General features: G+C 71.8%; 15 protein-coding genes. 11 read left to right on the plus strand and 4 right to left on the minus strand.

All coding sequences use genetic code 11. From position 1 onward, the window contains the following. Positions 1–57 precede the first annotated feature (57 nt). On the minus strand, positions 58–1089 hold the full coding sequence (locus tag ACWCPW_RS12235; RefSeq protein WP_449761478.1) for an iron-siderophore ABC transporter substrate-binding protein: 1032 nt from the start codon (positions 1087–1089) through the stop codon (positions 58–60). Positions 1090–1444: 355 nt separating this feature from the next. Between ACWCPW_RS12235 and ACWCPW_RS12240 the strand changes: the two genes are divergently transcribed. The 3 genes from ACWCPW_RS12240 to ACWCPW_RS12250 all read left to right on the plus strand — a co-directional run bounded on the left by ACWCPW_RS12240 (position 1445) and on the right by ACWCPW_RS12250 (position 5813). After that, complete coding sequence (locus tag ACWCPW_RS12240) at positions 1445–2407, plus strand: carbohydrate kinase family protein (protein ID WP_449761479.1); 963 nt, start codon at positions 1445–1447, stop codon at positions 2405–2407. Positions 2408–2571: 164 nt separating this feature from the next. After that, positions 2572–4755: a trehalose-6-phosphate synthase gene (locus ACWCPW_RS12245; RefSeq protein ID WP_449761480.1), complete on the plus strand. Its 2184-nt coding sequence runs from the start codon at positions 2572–2574 to the stop codon at positions 4753–4755. Between the two features lie 227 nt (positions 4756–4982). Continuing rightward, positions 4983–5813 (plus strand): M15 family metallopeptidase, encoded by an 831-nt coding sequence (locus ACWCPW_RS12250; protein ID WP_449761481.1) that lies wholly within the window; start codon positions 4983–4985, stop codon positions 5811–5813. A 125-nt stretch (positions 5814–5938) separates the two neighbouring features. Here ACWCPW_RS12250 and ACWCPW_RS12255 read toward each other — a convergent pair whose 3' ends face one another. Both ACWCPW_RS12255 and ACWCPW_RS12260 read right to left on the minus strand, forming a co-directional pair. Then, positions 5939–6334 (minus strand): Imm7 family immunity protein, encoded by a 396-nt coding sequence (locus tag ACWCPW_RS12255; protein WP_449761482.1) that lies wholly within the window; start codon positions 6332–6334, stop codon positions 5939–5941. 132 nt (positions 6335–6466) lie between these two features. Next, entirely contained in the window at positions 6467–7165 is a 699-nt protein-coding gene (locus ACWCPW_RS12260; RefSeq protein WP_449761483.1) for a TetR/AcrR family transcriptional regulator, read from the minus strand. 156 nt (positions 7166–7321) lie between these two features. On the opposite strand from ACWCPW_RS12260, the gene ACWCPW_RS12265 reads away from it, so the two are divergent. The 8 genes from ACWCPW_RS12265 to ACWCPW_RS12300 all read left to right on the plus strand — a co-directional run bounded on the left by ACWCPW_RS12265 (position 7322) and on the right by ACWCPW_RS12300 (position 14189). After that, positions 7322–8782 (plus strand): MFS transporter, encoded by a 1461-nt coding sequence (locus ACWCPW_RS12265; protein WP_449761484.1) that lies wholly within the window; start codon positions 7322–7324, stop codon positions 8780–8782. A gap of 457 nt (positions 8783–9239) precedes the next feature. Beyond that, complete coding sequence (locus tag ACWCPW_RS12270) at positions 9240–9611, plus strand: DUF3703 domain-containing protein (protein WP_449761485.1); 372 nt, start codon at positions 9240–9242, stop codon at positions 9609–9611. A 29-nt stretch (positions 9612–9640) separates the two neighbouring features. Further along, positions 9641–10441 (plus strand): AraC family transcriptional regulator, encoded by an 801-nt coding sequence (locus ACWCPW_RS12275; RefSeq protein WP_449761486.1) that lies wholly within the window; start codon positions 9641–9643, stop codon positions 10439–10441. Positions 10442–10573: 132 nt separating this feature from the next. Continuing rightward, positions 10574–11446 (plus strand): sterol desaturase family protein, encoded by an 873-nt coding sequence (locus ACWCPW_RS12280; RefSeq protein ID WP_449761487.1) that lies wholly within the window; start codon positions 10574–10576, stop codon positions 11444–11446. Between the two features lie 327 nt (positions 11447–11773). Then, a complete protein-coding gene (locus ACWCPW_RS12285) occupies positions 11774–11956 on the plus strand; it encodes a hypothetical protein (RefSeq protein WP_331772050.1) in 183 nt (60 codons plus the stop codon). Beyond that, a complete protein-coding gene (locus ACWCPW_RS12290) occupies positions 11953–12897 on the plus strand; it encodes a sigma factor (protein ID WP_449761488.1) in 945 nt (314 codons plus the stop codon). Before ACWCPW_RS12285 ends, ACWCPW_RS12290 begins: the two co-directional genes overlap by 4 nt. After that, complete coding sequence (locus tag ACWCPW_RS12295; RefSeq protein ID WP_449761489.1) at positions 12894–13544, plus strand: hypothetical protein; 651 nt, start codon at positions 12894–12896, stop codon at positions 13542–13544. The genes ACWCPW_RS12290 and ACWCPW_RS12295 overlap by 4 nt, the downstream gene beginning before the upstream one ends. Before the next feature lie 216 nt (positions 13545–13760). Beyond that, positions 13761–14189 (plus strand): STAS domain-containing protein, encoded by a 429-nt coding sequence (locus ACWCPW_RS12300; protein ID WP_449761490.1) that lies wholly within the window; start codon positions 13761–13763, stop codon positions 14187–14189. A 161-nt stretch (positions 14190–14350) separates the two neighbouring features. On the opposite strand, the gene ACWCPW_RS12305 is transcribed toward ACWCPW_RS12300, so the two are convergent. After that, positions 14351–16522 (minus strand): hypothetical protein, encoded by a 2172-nt coding sequence (locus tag ACWCPW_RS12305; protein WP_449761491.1) that lies wholly within the window; start codon positions 16520–16522, stop codon positions 14351–14353. Positions 16523–16545 lie beyond the last annotated feature (23 nt).

The following is a 16545-nucleotide window of genomic DNA, read 5'->3' on the forward strand; positions in this document are numbered from 1 at the left end:
CGACGCGTCGGGGGAAACCGCGGTCTCCCGGCGAACGGATTCCACATCCACGAGACGTCAGTTGGACTTGGCGGTGAGCAGAGGCAACATCCGGTCGATCGCGTACGGGATCGACAACACCGTGTTGAAGGAGAACGCGGCGCCGATGTCCGGGTTCTCGTACGGGACGAACAGGTCGCGCTTCTCCTGGGAGACCTTCAGCTTGCCGTAGAACGGCTCGGCCTTGATGCGTGCGTCGTGCTCGGCTCCGGAGGTGACCCAGATCAGCCGGTCGGTGTCCAGGACGTCCAACTGCTCGGCGCTCAGGTTGACGACATTGGAGCCCGGCTTGGCGAGCGCGTCCACCCGGGGATTGCTCTTGAACCCCAGCTCGGCGAAGAAGATCGCCTTGGGGTCGGTCTTGCCGAAGGCCGAGTAGATGCCCGCTTCGAAGGTGTCGGCCACGGTCACCGTCTGGCCCGCGAATTCGGGGTGCTCCGCGCGGATGGCCTTGAACCGCGCGTCGATGCCCGCGATGCGCTGCTCGGTCTCGGGCTCCTTGCCGAGCGCCTTGCCGATCTGCCGCGTCATCGCCTGCCACGGTGCGCCGTAGTCGTCGAAGCCCTTGGGCTGGGCGACCACGGGGGCTATCTTGGCCAGCGTTTCGTACTGCTCCTTCTTCATCCCGGAGTAGACGGCGATGATCAGATCCGGCTGGAGCTTGAGGATCTTCTCCATGTTGTACTCGTCGCGCTCGCCCACGATCTGCGGCGCGGTGCCCCACAGGTCCTTCGCCCACGGCCACTTGCCGTACGGCTTCTCCTTGAACCAGTCGATCGCACCGACCGGCTTGGCGCCCAGGGCCAGGACCGTGTCCTGGTCGGACAGGCCCAGCGTGACGATCTTCTTCGGCTGAGCCTTGATCTGCGTGGTGCCGTACTTGTGCTCCACGGTGACCGGGAAGGTTCCGGCGGCGCTTGCCGCAGGTCCCGCGGAGGCCGGCGGATCGTTCGCGGACTTGTCGTCACCGCCGCCGCCACAGGCGGTCAACGCCAATGCCGCCGTGATCGCGACCGCGGCGAGCCGGGATTTGTCGGTGAGTCTCTTCACCAGGGATGACGACGATCCGGACACGAACTCCCTCTTCCAGGGCAGGGCGAAGTACGCGGACTGCGCATCCGCGACCGATCGCTGAGCGAATTTAGGTGAGCCTAGCCTAAGAGTGTTCGAGTTTGGCGCTCGATGTCGGGTGGTTATCGCGCCTTGTCGACTCGCGTGCGTGAACGTGTACGGCGTGTGCATGTCCGTGGAACGGAGGCGCGTGCGTGCCGGGAAGCGGACCGACGCCTGAGGGTCGAGGTCTGATGCCCGAGTCCGAACTCCCGAGTCCGATGCCCGAGTCCGAACTCCGCATCCGATGCCCGAGTCCGATGCCCGTGACGTGGTCGAGGGTGATGATGCGGGGATGCGTATTTCCGAGGCTCGTTGCGATGTGCTGGTTGCCGGGGCGTACTTCGCCGATCTGATCTTTCGTGATCTGCCCGGGACGGTGACCGTGGGGCGTGAGACGTTCGCCGGCGGGTTCGAGATGTTGCCGGGTGGCGCCTTCAACCCGGCGATGGCGCTGCACCGGCTGGGGGACGACGTGGTGTGGGCCACCGACTTCGGGAACGACGAGTTCAGCCGGCACGTCCTGGCCGGGGCGCGGGCCGCGGGGTTGCCCGAGTCCGGATTCCGGCACCACCCGGGGCCCGTGCGCAGCGTCACGGTCGCGCTCTCCTACACCGCGGACCGGGCCATGGTCAGCTTTCAGGACCCGATGACGCCGCGCCCGGTGGACGAACTGGTGCGCGTACACCGGCCGCGGGTCCTCGTACTGCCCGAACTGCGGTACGGCCCGGGGGTCGCGGAGGCGCTGCGTGCGGTGCGGGAGGCGGGCACGTCGATCTTCATGGACTGCCAGGATGTCCCGGTCACACTGGAGACGCCGACCGTGCGTGAAGTCCTGGCGTGTGTCGACGTCTTCGCGCCCAACGTCGACGAGGCGCTGCGCCTCACCGGTGCCGGCACGCCGGACGACGCGGCGACGTTGTTGGGCGAACTGGTGGGCACGGTCCTGATCAAGCGCGGGAAGCACGGTGCCTTGGCGGCGCGGGGCGGGGACCGGATCGCCGTTCCCGCCGTGCCGGTTCGCGTCGTGGACACCACGGGTTCCGGCGACTGCTTCAACGCCGGATTCGTGCACGGACTGCTCGCCGGCTGGGATCTGCCCCGGTCTCTGGCAGCGGCAGTGGCCTGCGGATCGGCGGCGGCCACGGCTCCGGGATCGGGCGGGGCCCTGGATGCCGGCGAACTGTCCGCGTGGCTTGCGCCGGCCAAGCCGGTGCCGCCGCTCCGGGAGCCACAACTCGGGCATCACCCCAGGTAGTTGCGGTACTCCCGATGGTTGCCCGCGCGTGTTAGCGTTTCGAGGTCGTCGGTCGACCACATGCTCCGGCTCATCGGGCGGAGCGCGTTCCGCGTGGGTCGATCGACGCTCGTTTGCGTGTGGGGTGTTCGTGGCGTGCGCGTCGGGGTCGGTCGGGGGGTGTGGTGAGAGTCCTGGTCACCGATCTGGACGGCACGCTGTTGGGCGGTACGGACGCCGAACGCCTGCGGTTGCACGGGATCCTGTCGCGTCATCCCGAGATCACGGTGGTCTTCGCAACCGGCCGCGGGCTTGCCTCGGTGCGCCGGGTGCTGGCCGACCCGCTCGTGCCCAGGCCGCGGTGGATCGTCGCCGATGTCGGAGCCAGCCTGGCCGACGGCAGGGACCTGGGTGCCGTCGCGGATCTTCAGTCCCGGTTGCGCGCGGGCTGGCCCGGTGCGGCCCGGGTGCGCGACGCGCTCTCCGGATTCTCCGCTCTGAGGTATCAGGACGGGGTGGCGCAGGAGGGGCGGTGTTCCTTCGATCTGCCTCCCGGGGAGTTGACCGACGAACTCATCGCAGCGGTGGTCGCGTTGGGCTGCTCGTGGGCTTACTCGGCCGATCGCTACTTCGACGTTCTGCCCCCGGGGGCGAGCAAGGGCGCGGCGGTGGCCGCCCTGGCGTGTTCGCTGGATTGGGAACGGGCGGACATGCTGGTCGCGGGCGACTCGCTCAACGATCTGTCGATGTTCGGAATCGGTGCGCACGGTGTGGTGGTCGGTGGCGCGGAGCCCGCCCTGGAGCGGGCGGTGGCCGGCGACGAGACCGTGTACCGCACCGAACGGCGCGGCGCGGCGGGGATCGTCGCCGCGTTACGGAACCTGGGTTGGGTGGAGCCGGAGCACGCGTTGGTCGTGGGCTATCACCGGCCGCCCCGGGTGTGGACCTCCACGGGGTGGCGCGCCCCGGTCAGCCCGAACGGGATCCTGCCGACATTGTGTGCCGTTCTCGGCGCGGAACACGCGGACGGATCCGAGGTGTTCCCGGCGCTGTGGGTCGCGGGGGCGGTGGTGGAGGGGGACCAGGCCGGAGCCGGTGTCGATGCCGGCGTCGGTGCGGGTGCGAGTGCGGGTCCGGGTCCGGCGCCGGGTTTCGGCGCGGATGTCGGGGAGGACGATCACGGCCTTGCGCTGTCCTTGCAGCGGTTCGAACCCGCCGTGTGGTCCGCCTACTTCCACCGGGCCTGCAAGGAAACGTTGTGGCCGGCCCTGATGTCGCAGCCGGAACGCGTGCGCTTCGACAGCGCGGCCTGGATCGAGTACCGAACGGTGAACCGCCGGTTCGCCGAACACATCGCGGACCGGGCGGCCGAGCGGGCGACGGTCTGGCTGCACGACTACAACCTGTGGCTCGTACCGGGACTGCTGCGCGCGTCGCGGCCCGACCTGCGGGTGGGCCTGTTCCATCACACGCCGTTCCCACCGGCCCACGTCTTCGACGCGCTGCCGGTGGCGGCCGAGGTGCGAACTTCGCTGGCGGCGCTGGACTGGGTCGGTTTCCAGACCGAGGGATTCGCCGCCAACTTCCGGGACACACTGGGCGAGACCGGCAGGGCGCCACGGGTGGGCGTGCATCCGCTGGGCGTCGACCGCGCGGCGATCGACGCGATGGTGCGGTCCCGCGGGCGGCACGCTCGGTCCGCCGTAGGCCACTTGGTGCTTTCCGTCGAGCGCCTGGACTACGTCAAGGCTCCCGAGCGCAAGGTCGCCGCCGTCGCCGAACTGCTGGAGCGCGACCCCGACCTGCACGGTCGCTTCCGGTTCCGGCTGGTCTGCCCGCCACCCGAACCCGGCATCACCGCCTACGACTCGACGCGCGTCGCGCTCGAATGTCGCATCGCCGACGTGAACGCCCGGTTCGGCACCGAGACCTGGCAACCGGTCGAATACCTCCCGCACAACCTCTCGTTCGACGAAGTCCTGGACCACTACCTCGCCGCGGACGTGTTCTGGGTGACGTCGCTCCAGGACGGGATGAACCTCACGGCGAAGGAGTACGTGGCGGCCCAATCGGCCGCGGGCGGCTCCGGCGTCCTGGTGCTGTCCCGCTACGCCGGAGCAGCCGAGGAACTCGCGCACGGTGCCCTCCTCACCGACCCCCGCTCCCCGACCGACCTGGTGCGGGCCCTGCGACGGGCCCTGCGCATGCCCCGCCGTGAACGCCGCACGCGCATGGTCCACCTGTCGACCGCCCTCGGCCACGACCACCCGCGACACTGGGCGGCCGGGATCATCGCCGCCATAGCGACCGACGACGCCGTCGACCCGAACTCGGGCCCTGTCGCTGCCGCGACCGCGAGCATCGCGTAGCGCCGGAGGCGGGTGGGCGCGCCGCGGGCGGATGTCGGCTCTGTGCGCCGAGGGGACGGTTCGCGAATCGCCGCGCGTCGACCGGTTCGGCGCGCGCACGGGGTTGGCGCAGGTGGGCATCCGCGGCACCAACGCCGCCCGTTTGTGGGCAGGTTGGGTCCTGCCCGGGCGTCGCCCTGATCGGCTCAACGCCGGGAGCGCGAGGCGCGAAGGAATATGCGGATTATATGAATAACAGGCCCCTGGGTGACGTCAACGGACCGACCACCGAGGAAGCGGCGACCCGAACTGCCCGCGCCGCTGCGGCTCCGACAGGTCGAATCGTCGCCTGGACCGGGCCCGTTCTCGAAGGCCCTGCCACGACGTGGGCGGGTCGCGGTTCCGGCGCCGACCAGGGCGAGGTGCCGGCGCGCCTATGCTCGCTGCTCATGATCCTGCTGAGTGATCCCCGCGTCATGGCCGTCCCGGTTCGGGACTGTGGCGAACCCCTGGTGGAAGTCGCCTCCGTGACGGCGCTACGGCTGGACCCCCGGGAGCGAGACGAGGCCGGAGCGTACGGTCGGGTCCGGGCCGGCGTGCTCGATCGTCTGCGCTTCGCGGCGGACGAACTGCCGGACGGCTACGTCCTTCTCGTCCTGGAGGGACACCGCGAGAGCGCCGAGCAAGCACGACGATTCGCCCGCCACGAGGACCGGATACGCAGGTCCGGTGTCACCGATCCCGCCGAACTCCGGCGCCGCACGAGTGCGTTCGTCTCCCCGGTCGAAGTTGCCCCGCACTGCGCCGGCGCTGCCGTGGACGTCACGCTCGCCGATTCGGACGGCGTGGAAACGGACATGGGCGGGGTCGTGAACGCCCACCGCTTCGGCGACGAGATGTCCTGCCCGATGGATGCCCCGGTGCCCGCTCGTGCACGCCGGCATCGGGACATCCTGGCATCGGCCATGACCGCGGCCGGTTTCGTCAACTACCCCACCGAATGGTGGCACTGGTCCTACGGCGACCGTTACTGGGCACTGCACACCGACACCGACCATGCCCTCTACGGACCTGTCTGATCGATCCGGAGAGGTGGATCCGCAACCGGCAACGACGCTTCCGGGCCCGGATCCATCCTCGCGACTCGATGTCACGGGACGCCGCCGGCGCCCGTCACGCGGCTGCCGGTGGCGAATCCGTCCGGTCATCCCTCGTAGGGATCCTCGAGGGTCGGGACGCACGGCGACAGCAGCGGCTCGGTGTGCTCGGTCACGATTCCGCGAGCGAGCCTGAGCACGCGGAAGTCGTTGTCGTGAGCGGGGTCTTCGTCGTCGCGGAGGTGCAGGAGCCCGTAGGAGCCCGGCGCGATCGTGCCGACGTGGCCGAAGAGTTCGAGGATCTCGGGTGCGGTGCGATGGTTGGGGAAGCCCGCCATGTGGATGAACGGTCGGCCGTTCATCCATCGGAGGTCGAGGAGGTAGGGGTCGGCGATCTCCCGGACGCGCTGCCGGAGATTTTCGACGATCTCGGCCCACCGGCTGTCGTCCTCGTCGACCGCGGCGCTTTCGACGATCGTGATCCAGCCGTGGTATTCGAACACGGGGGGAGCCTATCGGCGGGCCCGCCGACGACGGGCGAACCACGGTCCGAGTGAGGGGCGTACGGTCCGCCACGCCCACGCTCATGCGCGAGCCCACGCCCACGCCATAGCCGTGCCGCCACGCCGCCTTGCTCAGTCGATGCCGCGGGAGTTCGTCGGCGTGGTCTGGGCGAGGAGTCCGTCGACGAGGGCGCGCAGCCCCCGGGGGTAGCTGTCGCGTGCGGCCTCCTCGGCCCACAGGTGGGCGACGGCGGCGAGGTGGGGGACCCGGGCGGCGTCGAAGATTTCGCGATAGGCGGGGTGCTCGTGGTTCTCCCGGGCACGGGTGCTGTGGGCGCGGACGAGGACCTCGCCGATGGTGTAGTACCAGATGTCGCGGAAGACGCGGACGGTCTGCGCGGGTGTGCAGCCGTGGTCGCGGGCACCGCCGACGATGGCGTCGACCATCCACAGTGCGGACTCGTCGAGGAGGCCGACGAAGCCGTCGGCCGAGAGGATCTCCGCGGCCCAGGGCCAGGAGGCGAGGGCGTCGTGCATCGCGGTGGCGGCTGTGAGGATGCGCTCGCGCGGGTCGTCGGGGAGCGGTGGACGTTCGATCTCTTCGATGTAGCCGTTGAGCAGCAGGACCAGCAGGTCGTCCTTGCCGCGGATGTGGTGGTACATGGTCGTCGCCCCGATGCCGGACTCGGCGGCGAGCCGGCGCACGGTCAGTTTCTCCCAGCCGTCCCGGTCGATGAGCCGGCGGGCCGCCGTCAGGATCTGCGCGCGGGAGGTCACGGGCGGGCGGCCGGTGCGGCCGTGCGGTACGGGCGACGGGAGCGGTGAGGGCATCGCCCCATCATGCCGCCCCGCCCTGTTTCGCCGCGAAACCGGTGCGGGGTCGGCCGAGGGTGCTCGGCTTTTCGCGGGTCGACAGCGGCCTGCCTCGATGTTACTTTCGGAACATGTTCGAAAAGACAGTCGGCAACACGGGGGACGGGGTTCGCGATGACGAATAGGACGAATGATTCGAGTACCCGACCGGGGCTCACGCTCGCCGTGGTGGCCGTCGTGCAGTTCATGGTGTCGCTGGACCTGTCCGTCGTGAACGTCGGACTCCCGGAGATCGCCGCCGGTCTCGGCTTCGGCGCGGTGGGCCTGACCTGGGTGATCCACGCCTACGCCCTGACCTTCGGCGGACTGCTCCTGCTGGGTGGCAAGGCCGCCGACCGGTACGGCCGCAAACGGGTGCTGCTGCTCGGGCTGGGCCTGTTCGGCCTGGCCTCGCTCCTCGGCGGCTTCGCCCGGGAGCCCGGCCAACTCGTCGCCGCCCGAGCCGCACAGGGCATCGGGGCAGCCGCGCTGGCCCCGGCCGCTTTGGCGCTGCTGACGGCGACGTTTCCCACCGGCAAGGCCCGCGTCCGGGCCTTCGGGATCTGGAGCGCGACGAACGCCGCGGGGGGTGCCTTCGGTGTCCTGATCGGCGGCCTGCTCACCGAGTACGCCGGTTGGCGCTGGGTGATGTTCGTGAATGTGCCGATGGCGGCCTGCGCGCTGGCCCTGGCGTGGCGCGGCATCGCGGAGAGTGCGCCGACCTCGCGCGGTGGGCGCCCCGACGTGCTCGGTGCCGTCCTGGCCGCGGCGGGCATGACCCTGCTGGTGTTCGGCGTCGTGCGCACCGATCGGTACGCGTGGACCTCGTCGGTCACCCTGACCACCCTGGCGGTAGCCGTCGCGCTGCTGGCGGCGTTCATCCATGTCGAGCGGACCACCGCGCGTGAACCGCTGATCCGGCTCGGCCTGTTGGCCAATCGCGCGGTGGCCGGTGCGAACGCCTACAACCTCCTGGTGGGCGCGGCCATGGCCTCGGCCTTCTACTTCGCGTCCCTCTACCTGCAACGCGTCCTCGGGACGGGCGCGGCGCTGACCGGGACCATGTTCCTGCCGCTCGCCTTCGGCGTGATCGCCGGCTCCGTGGTCGCCGTGAAACTCGGCTACCGCTTCCCTCCGCGCCTCCTGCTGGTCGCCGGCGGACTCCTGACCGCGACCGGACTCGCCTGGTTCGGCCTGATCAGCCCCGACGGCAGCTTCGCCACCGACGTCCTGGGACCCTCGATCGTGGCCGGCCTCGGCTTCGGGTTGTGCCTCGGACCGGTCGTCTCCATCGCCACCGCCGGTGTCGCGCCGCACGAGGCCGGCACCGCGTCGGGCCTGCTCGCCAGTTCACGCCAGATCGGCGCCTCGCTCGGCCTCGCCGCCCTGGGCACCGCGGCACACGACCGTACCGGTGACACCGGCACGCGCGAGGCCCTCAACGACGGGTACGCGCTCGGCCTGACCCTCGGCGCCGCGCTCCTGGTCGCCGCAGCCGTCATCGCCCTCACCGTCCTGCGTCGGACCGGCCCGCCGTCACGGGTCGAACAGGACGACCGGACCGACGACCGCGATGCGATCCCCGTCCGGGACTGACCGAGGAGCGACCCGTCGAGAGCGGGGACGGGGAGCCGGGCAGCGAACCGAGGGCGGCGGCGCGCGGCTGCACGAAGCCGGTCACGACCGGCAGAGCGACCGGCCGACGCGCACCACTTGACCGTTCCGGCAGCCTCGTCGTCTCCGGCTTCCTCGCCCGCGCACGGCGGATCCTCGGCACCCGTATCCCCGCCGAACCCCTTCCTGATTGTTCGGCATGGGACTTATTGTTCGGCACATTACGACTATTGCCGCGGAGCAGGCGGAGCGCCGGCTCGACTCGGGCACTGACGGTCGGACCCGACCGTTCGCGGCTGTTGCCGGCGCTGCGGGAGAGCCCGGCGTACTCCGAGCGAACCGGCCGAGGTGCTCGGGGTGTCGCGGACGAATCCGCCGAACCACCGCACGTGGGCGCGTGGTTGCGACCGGGCGTCGGCGGTGTACGGAGGGGATTGGGATGCCGGAGATGCTTCGAGGCGTACACGCCGCGTCGGCCGCGGAGTCGGCCGCCGCCCGCGCCGCCGGACCGGGAACGCGGGGGCGGGCGTATCCGGAGCGGGCGCGTGTCCTGTCCCGGCCGTGGGTGCGGACACACGTGCGTGCGCACGGAGCGATGCTCGCCCGCGCGGTGCGTCCGCGCGACCCGCGCGAGGTGGCCGGGGAATTCGTCCGGCGCGCGGTCGGCCGGGTGGCGCGCGGGTCGGGCACCGGGCGCTACCCGGTCGGGGACACCGGCCGGGCGAACGTACCCATGAGCGCGCCGACCCCGCCGGACCTCGCCGCCCTGCCCGCCGCCGCTGTCGGCCCGGCGCGCATCCGCCCACGATGAGCCCGCCCACGCCGTCGACGGTTCCCCGCGTGTCGGCGTCCGCGTCACCGGCCGCGGCGTGGCAGGTCCGCGCCGAACTGCGGCCCGGCGTGCTCGCGTTGACCGGCACCCTCGGCGCGGCCGACGCGCACGCGCACGCCGCCGTGCAGGTCCTGGTCTGCACCCGGGGCGCGGTGCTCCTCGACGACGGCCGGCATCGGGCCGTGGTACGGGCGGCGGTCATCCCCGCCGGGGCCCGGCACGCGGTCACCCTCGCTCCGGACGAACGGGAGCCGCCGCAGGGCTGGTCGCTGTACCTGGACGCGGACGGTGCCGCCGGCCAGGCCCTGCATCGGCGCGCCACCGCCGGGTACGACGCGCCGACGGGCGCGGCGGCGCCGGTGTCGAGGTGGGCCGCCGCAGCCCACCTCCTGACCGGGCCCGAAACGCCGACCGCCGACATCGCGGCGACGGCGGACCGCTTCGGCCCACCATCGTCGCCCCGACACCCCGCGCTCTCCGCCGCGCTGGCCCGGCTGCCCGAAGCCCTCGCCGCGGGCGAACCGGTGCGAATCACCGAACTCGCGGCCCGGGCAGGGGTGTCCGCGAGCCGACTGGGGCACTTGTTCGCCGAACAGCTCGGCCTGCCGTTCCCGGCCTGGGTGCGCTGGGCACGGCTGCGCGCCGCGATGGACGCCGCCCGCGACGGCGCGAACCTGACCGAGGCGGCGCACGCCGCCGGGTTCGCCGACAGCCCCCACCTGACCCGCACGTTCCGCGCCATGTTCGGCATCACACCCTCGCAAGCCCTCGGCAGCACCCGCTGGGCGAACCGGCGGCCGAATCCGTAGCCGGACCTGCGGCCGAAGCCGTGTCCGGAGCTGTGCCCGAAGCCGTGTCCGAATCCGTGTCCGGAGCTGTACCCGAACCCGTAGCGGATCCGTTCAAGCCCTCCCGTACGGTCGGCGGCGAGGCTGGCGGACATGAAACGCCTCTTCCGCGCCCTCGTGCGCTACGGCCACGTCCCGCTCATGCTGGTCGGCGTCAACGCCGTCGCCATCGCGCTGATGGCCGACGGCCGTTCCAAGGTGTGGCTGCTTCCGCTGCTGCTCGTGGCGGTGGGCCTGTCGTTCGCCGCCGAACGTGTCCTGCCCTATCACCGGCCGTGGAACAGTGACCGCGACGACACCGGTCGCGACGTGGCACACGCGGTGGTCAACGAGGGCCTGTTGACCGCCTCGCTCGCCGTCATCCCCGCCCTCGCCGGTGCTCTCACCCTCGTCGACCTGTGGCCCGAGCACTGGCCGTTCGCGCTGCAAGTGCTGACCGCGATCCTGGTCGCCGACGCCGGAATCACCCTCGCCCACTACGCCAGCCACCACATCGACGCGTTGTGGCGCCTGCACGCCGTCCACCACAGCGTGAAGCGCTTCTACGGCTTCAACGGCCTGATGAAGCACCCCCTGCACCAAGCCGTCGAAACCACCGCCGGCGTCGCCCCGCTCCTGCTCATCGGCCTCCCGACCCCCGTCGGGGCCGCGCTCGCCTTCGCCGTGGCGGTGCAGCTGCTGCTCCAGCACTCCAACGCCGACTACAGCGTCGGCCCGTTCAAGCACGTCCTGGCGCTGAACGAGGGCCACCGCTTCCACCACCTGAAGTGGCCCGGCGTCGGCGACGTCAACTTCGGTCTGTTCACGCTGCTCTGGGACCACCTGCTGGGGACCCACTCGTACGACCGCGCACGGGAGTTCACCAGCGACGACCTGGGCATGGCCGCCAAGCCCGACTATCCCGACGCCTATCTCGCCCAGCTCGCCGAGCCGTTCAAGCGCCCCCGAGCCGCCGACGCGACATGAGCCGGCAACTCGGCCCGACCCGCACGGTCAGGCGGCCGATGCGCGCTCGGCGCCCGGCGTTTCGCCGGCAATCCGGCGGATCTCCGCGGCGACCAGGCCCGCGTGCGCCGCCGTGCGGATACATTCGTCGGCGTTTCCCCTGGTGGCGCGAGAACGTGTGGTCGTTGGGGCGCGGTGGGCGAGATTTTGCGGTTCCGGCTTGGACGCGGGACGCCCGGTGGGCGAGTTATGGGGTGAGAGGCCCTCGGGCCTCGTGGACGCCGCCGGGGACACGCCCTTCGTACCCCGGCAGGGTCCGCGCCGGACTTCACGGAAGGATGCGCTGCCTTGAACGAAATTCTCGGCCCCGAGGCCAGACAACTGTGGCTGGTCATAGGCGTGCTGGTCGTCGTCGTGCGCGCGCCGCTCGGTGCCCTGATGCGCGGCACGGCGTTCCCCGAGCCGAACCACCGTTGCGGCTCCGGGCATCGGCGGACGCGCCCCGCGCGCGGCAAGGGCGGCGGGCGATGACCGAACCGCTGCGCCCCGACCAGGCCCCGGTCGTGGAAATGGACCCGGTGGACCTGGTGGACCTCCTGCGCGTCGACTTCGTGGCCTTCTGCCACAGCCACCACCCGACCCTGACCCGCTTCGCGTACGACCACCTCGGATCGCGTGCCGAGGCCGAGGAGATCGTCGCCGAGGTCCTCCTGGCGCTCTACCGGCGCTGGGACGACGTACTGCGCGAGCCCGCCCCGCCGGTCAAGCGCGCGTTCCGCATGCTGACCGACGCCCTCGAGGACCTCCGCCTGCGCCGCGACCTCGTCCGCGACTCGCTCGACCGGGACTCCCGCAGCCGGGACTCGCTCGGTCGATGGCGTCCCGCCCCGGGCGGCCCGGTCCTCGACACGCCCGGGGACTTCGTACGGTTCTGTCGCGAGCACCAACAGACGCTGACCGACCACGCCTGGAAACAACTGGGCTGTCCGCACGACGCCGACGAGGCGGTCGCCGACGTCCTGCTCGCCCTGTCCAGGCGCTGGGCCGAGATCGTCAGCCACCCCGGCCCGCCGCTCGCGCTCGCGTACGAGATCCTGCGCCGGCGGGTCGTCGACATCCGCCGCCGCCGCGGGCGCAGCCTCGAGGTACCGATCGACTTCACCGCCCCCGGCGCCCCCGACGTCGCCTCCACGACCACCGCGGACCCGGCCGCCCTCGTCCCGCACCTGGACACCCTCGACCGCACCATCGCCGCCATGCCCGCCAAGCGCGCCACCTGCGCCCGCCTGCACCTGGTGATGCAACTGCCGCTCCAGGACGTCGCCGACTACCTGGGAGTGACCATCTCCACCGTGCGCAGCCACGTCCACGCGGCCCGCAAACAACTCGCCAACGCCCTCGACCGAACCCGGCACGCCCCACCGGCCCCCACCCCACCGACCCCCACGCACCCCCGGGAACCCAAGGCATGAACGACCTGACCCCGCTCGACCGCGCCCTCCAACAGCGCCGACGCGACATGGACACGGCCTTCGCCGACTACGACCCCGCCGCCGCCACCCGCCGCCTGGCCGACCGCATCGTCCAGGAGGAACTCGTGGCCGCACTGGTCCGGCCCGCGGGCATCGCACGCCCGCGCGGGGCGGGTTTCACGGACGCCCACGCCGCGCAGAACGCCGCCGCGGCGGAACTCGAACAGTTCTGCCAGGCGATCGTCGCCCGACCGACCACCGGCCCCCTCCTCGGGGATTTCGTGCAAAGGCGCATTCCCGCAGGGGCGTTGGTGTTCGGATGTCTGCTGTACCTCACCGGGCGGCCCGCACCCGCCGCGTTCTGGTGGCGGTACGCCGCCGGCGCCGACACCGTCGAGGCGATGCGCCTGCTCACCCTGCACCACCGGGTCGAGGGCGAACCCGAGGACGCCCACCACTGGGCCGGCCGCCTGCGGGCGGCCACGCCCGCCCCGGTGCCGGCCGAGACCGAGGGCGCGGGTGACCCGCAGGCGTACGTCGCGCGGGTGGAACCGGGCATCGAGGAGGTCGACGATCCCGACCTCGGCGAGATCTGCCGACCCAACGACCGCTTCCCCTGCCTGCTCGCCGCCGCCGGCCACGCCTAGACAGGTTCGGGGCAGGTCCGGGGGTCTCGACGCTCGACGCCGCACAGGCGCCGCGTCGTTGCGGTGCCGGACGATGCGGACCCATCGAGACCCCCCGGGGGTGGGAGTCGGCCGACACCTCGCCCCGCCGGCGTGGCGGGCGGTACCCGGAACGGCGCCGGGTTCCGCCCGCCACGTCCCCCACGCCCACCCGCCGCCAGGAAGGTCGATTCCGCCATGACCCGCACGCACCGAGCCCTCGCCCGCCCGCGCCTGTCCACGCGGTCGCACGGACGCCACCTCGTCATCACCCCACGCGGTGAACTCGACGTGGCCACCGTCCTCCCGCTCGCCCGCGCCCTGGACGCCCTGACCGGAATCGACCGGCCGCACGTGATCGTCGACCTGGGGGAGGTGACCTTCCTCGGCGCCCGCGCCATTTCCGTGCTGGCCCGAGGCCGCGAGCGCGCCCACGCCCGCAACGGCGACCTGCGCCTGTTCCGGGTCGACCCGTTCGTCCGGCACGTCCTGCAACTCCCGGGCCTCCGGGCGGACTTCGACATCATCGACACGCTCCCGGCCCTGGCGGACGAGCGCCCGCGCCAGGGAGATCCCCCGGGCAGGCACCCCACGCACGGCGCCGACCCACGCGGCGCGTGTCGGTGATGTCTGCGGGACGGTGCCCGGGAGGGAGTCCGGGAAAAACAACGAGGCCGGGGTGCCTGACGGCATCCCGGCCTCGCAAGTCGAGGGCGAGGAAAGCGAAGGGACTATTCAAGGAGTGAGAAGGAAGTCCGATCATGGCCTCGCCGAGGCCAACGTTAGCACTAGGCGGGGATCAGGTCGCGCAGGTTTTCCGGGGTGAAGATCCGGGAGTCGGGGTGCAGGCCGTCCGGGCGGGCCAGGCCGATGTAGGTGACGGGGCCGTCCGGGATCGACTCGGGGTCCCACAGCGTGGTGGCCGCGGCTCGGTCGGCCATCAGTTCGGCGAGGTACTCGATGGTGAGGTGCTCGCGCTCGAGCATGCCGCGCAGCAGGGTCGAGACGGACACCCGGTTGCCCTCGACCATGTTGGAGTTCGGGGCGCCCTGGAGGTACAGGTGCAACCACTTGGCGCGCCAACGGCCGTCGCTCCCGCGGATGAACGCCAGCGGCAGCGCGACCCGGCCCGGGCCGCGCAGGTCCGACTTCATCCGCACGGTGCTCGGCTCGAAGGGACGACCCCGCTGCTCCGCGTCGCGCAGCATGAAGCCGAAGAACGACTCCTCGACCTGCTCGAAGCCTTCCCCCGAGTAGATGTTCACCTGCGGGACGATGTAGCTCCCGGTGACACCGCCCAGACGCAGGTTGATGAACTCCGAGGCGCCGTCGGGCGCGTCGGTGATGTCGCCGGAGTGCTCGCCCTCGTACGAGGTGAGGGCGGTGAACGACAGCCAGCCGACCGTCGCGTACTCCTCGTCCAGCATCAGCGCCGACAGGTCGTAGTCGGTGCTGTGTCGGGTCTGCTTCCAGTACACGAAGAACCGCAGCAGTTCGCCGTCGATGGCGGAGACCGAGCCGCGGGGCAGTACGCCGAGGCCGGCGGCCGTCGCCTTCCCGCTGAGCGGGAGCGCGACGTCGAGGACGTCCGGGTCGATCAGCAGGTGCCCCGGCTCGGGGAGGCGGCGGCGCGTCTCGGCGTCCAGAGCGGCGATCAGCCGCTCGCGCTCGGGCGACCGCACCGGCGCGCGGGTGTCGGCGGCCACCCAGGCGCGGCCGAGGCGGTTGACGAAGACGCGACGCGCGGTGCACTCGTCGGTGCGGTTGTGGAAGTGCTCGCGGACCGACAGCAGGACGCGCCCGGAGACCCGCGCGGCGAGCTGTTCGGCGGCGGCCACGACGGCGTCGCGCTCCTCCTGGGTGCCAGACAGGCGCAGCAGCCGGTCCAGGGCGCGGAACAGCCTGCCGGGAGCGGCCGTCAGCAGTCGCGTCGCCCCGGTGACGTCGCCGGCGCCGAGCAACTGCTCGACGCGGCTGTCCAGGGACGGCGCCTTCAGCTCGCCCCGGGCCACGGCGAACACGTCCGCGGCGTGCGGCCAACGGGGGTACTCGTGCGGGTGGAGCCGCTCGCCGAGACGCTTGAAGGCCTCGCGGTGCGCGGTGACGTCGGCGAGTTTGGCCGGGGCGGCGGCGACGAGCGCGTCGAGGGCGGCGAGCAGGGCGCGGCGTACGGGGCGCGAAAGGGCCTTGAACCGGGTCGGTTCCACGAGGGCCACATCGCCGTCCGCGAGCGCGCAGGCCAGGCGGAGCACGTCGGTGACGGTGTCCACGAGCAGGTCCGCGCCGAGGTCGAGACGGGCACGGTTGACGACGGCGCGGTTCTCCCGCACCGGGATCGCCTCGGGCTGGGGGCCGGCGGCGCAGTGCGCGGCGAGCAGACCCAGGTCGCGCAGGCCCTCGTCGCCCAGGGGAGTGGTGCTTCCCGCCAGGGCCAGGTAGAGGGCGGTGACCTCCTCGTCCGGGGTTCCCCCGAGGTGCAGGATCGTCAGGCGGTCGCCCGCGGCGGCGATCAGCTCGCCGTGGGCCGCGAGCATCTCGGCATACGTGTGCCGGTAGTTGCCGTACGACGGCAGGGTCAGCAGGTCGACCACGCCGGTGTCGAGCTGCGCCAGGACGTCGTCGTGCGACGCGTCGTCGGCGAGCGCCTCGGTGATGCACCGCGTCCAGAATTCGAGGGTGTTTGGCACGTGGGCCGGGAAGTCGATGAAGTAGCTGTTGTGCCGGACGTGGTCGCCGACCATCTCGCGGACGGTCTTCAGCGTACGTGCGGCGATGTCGAGGACCGTGTCCTCGGCCAGTCCCGACAGCCGTCCCCACAGGTCCGCCGACAACTTGAAGCCCACGGACAACAGCGCGGCGTCGAATTGCCGTGCGGCGACGTCGCCTTGCCCGGTGGGTCCGGAGGGGACCGGGAGGCGGCGGGCATGTCGGACGATCAGGGCTTCGAGAGTGTGGGCCATCCGGCATGGTCCCAGACCGCGCC

The sequence above is a fragment of the Embleya sp. NPDC001921 genome (genome assembly GCF_053594475.1).

What these genes read in the sequence shown, in the direction of transcription:
- ACWCPW_RS12260 (WP_449761483.1), bottom strand. Translation starts at nt 7,165, where the DNA reads ATGCCCTCACCGCTCCCGTCGCCCGTACCGCACGGCCGCACCGGCCGC.
- ACWCPW_RS12295 (WP_449761489.1), top strand. Translation starts at nt 12,894, where the DNA reads ATGAACGACCTGACCCCGCTCGACCGCGCCCTCCAACAGCGCCGACGC.
- ACWCPW_RS12270 (WP_449761485.1), top strand. Translation starts at nt 9,240, where the DNA reads ATGCCGGAGATGCTTCGAGGCGTACACGCCGCGTCGGCCGCGGAGTCG.
- ACWCPW_RS12265 (WP_449761484.1), top strand. Translation starts at nt 7,322, where the DNA reads ATGACGAATAGGACGAATGATTCGAGTACCCGACCGGGGCTCACGCTC.
- ACWCPW_RS12300 (WP_449761490.1), top strand. Translation starts at nt 13,761, where the DNA reads ATGACCCGCACGCACCGAGCCCTCGCCCGCCCGCGCCTGTCCACGCGG.
- ACWCPW_RS12280 (WP_449761487.1), top strand. Translation starts at nt 10,574, where the DNA reads ATGAAACGCCTCTTCCGCGCCCTCGTGCGCTACGGCCACGTCCCGCTC.
- ACWCPW_RS12305 (WP_449761491.1), bottom strand. Translation starts at nt 16,522, where the DNA reads ATGGCCCACACTCTCGAAGCCCTGATCGTCCGACATGCCCGCCGCCTC.
- ACWCPW_RS12250 (WP_449761481.1), top strand. Translation starts at nt 4,983, where the DNA reads ATGAATAACAGGCCCCTGGGTGACGTCAACGGACCGACCACCGAGGAA.
- ACWCPW_RS12240 (WP_449761479.1), top strand. Translation starts at nt 1,445, where the DNA reads ATGCGTATTTCCGAGGCTCGTTGCGATGTGCTGGTTGCCGGGGCGTAC.
- ACWCPW_RS12290 (WP_449761488.1), top strand. Translation starts at nt 11,953, where the DNA reads ATGACCGAACCGCTGCGCCCCGACCAGGCCCCGGTCGTGGAAATGGAC.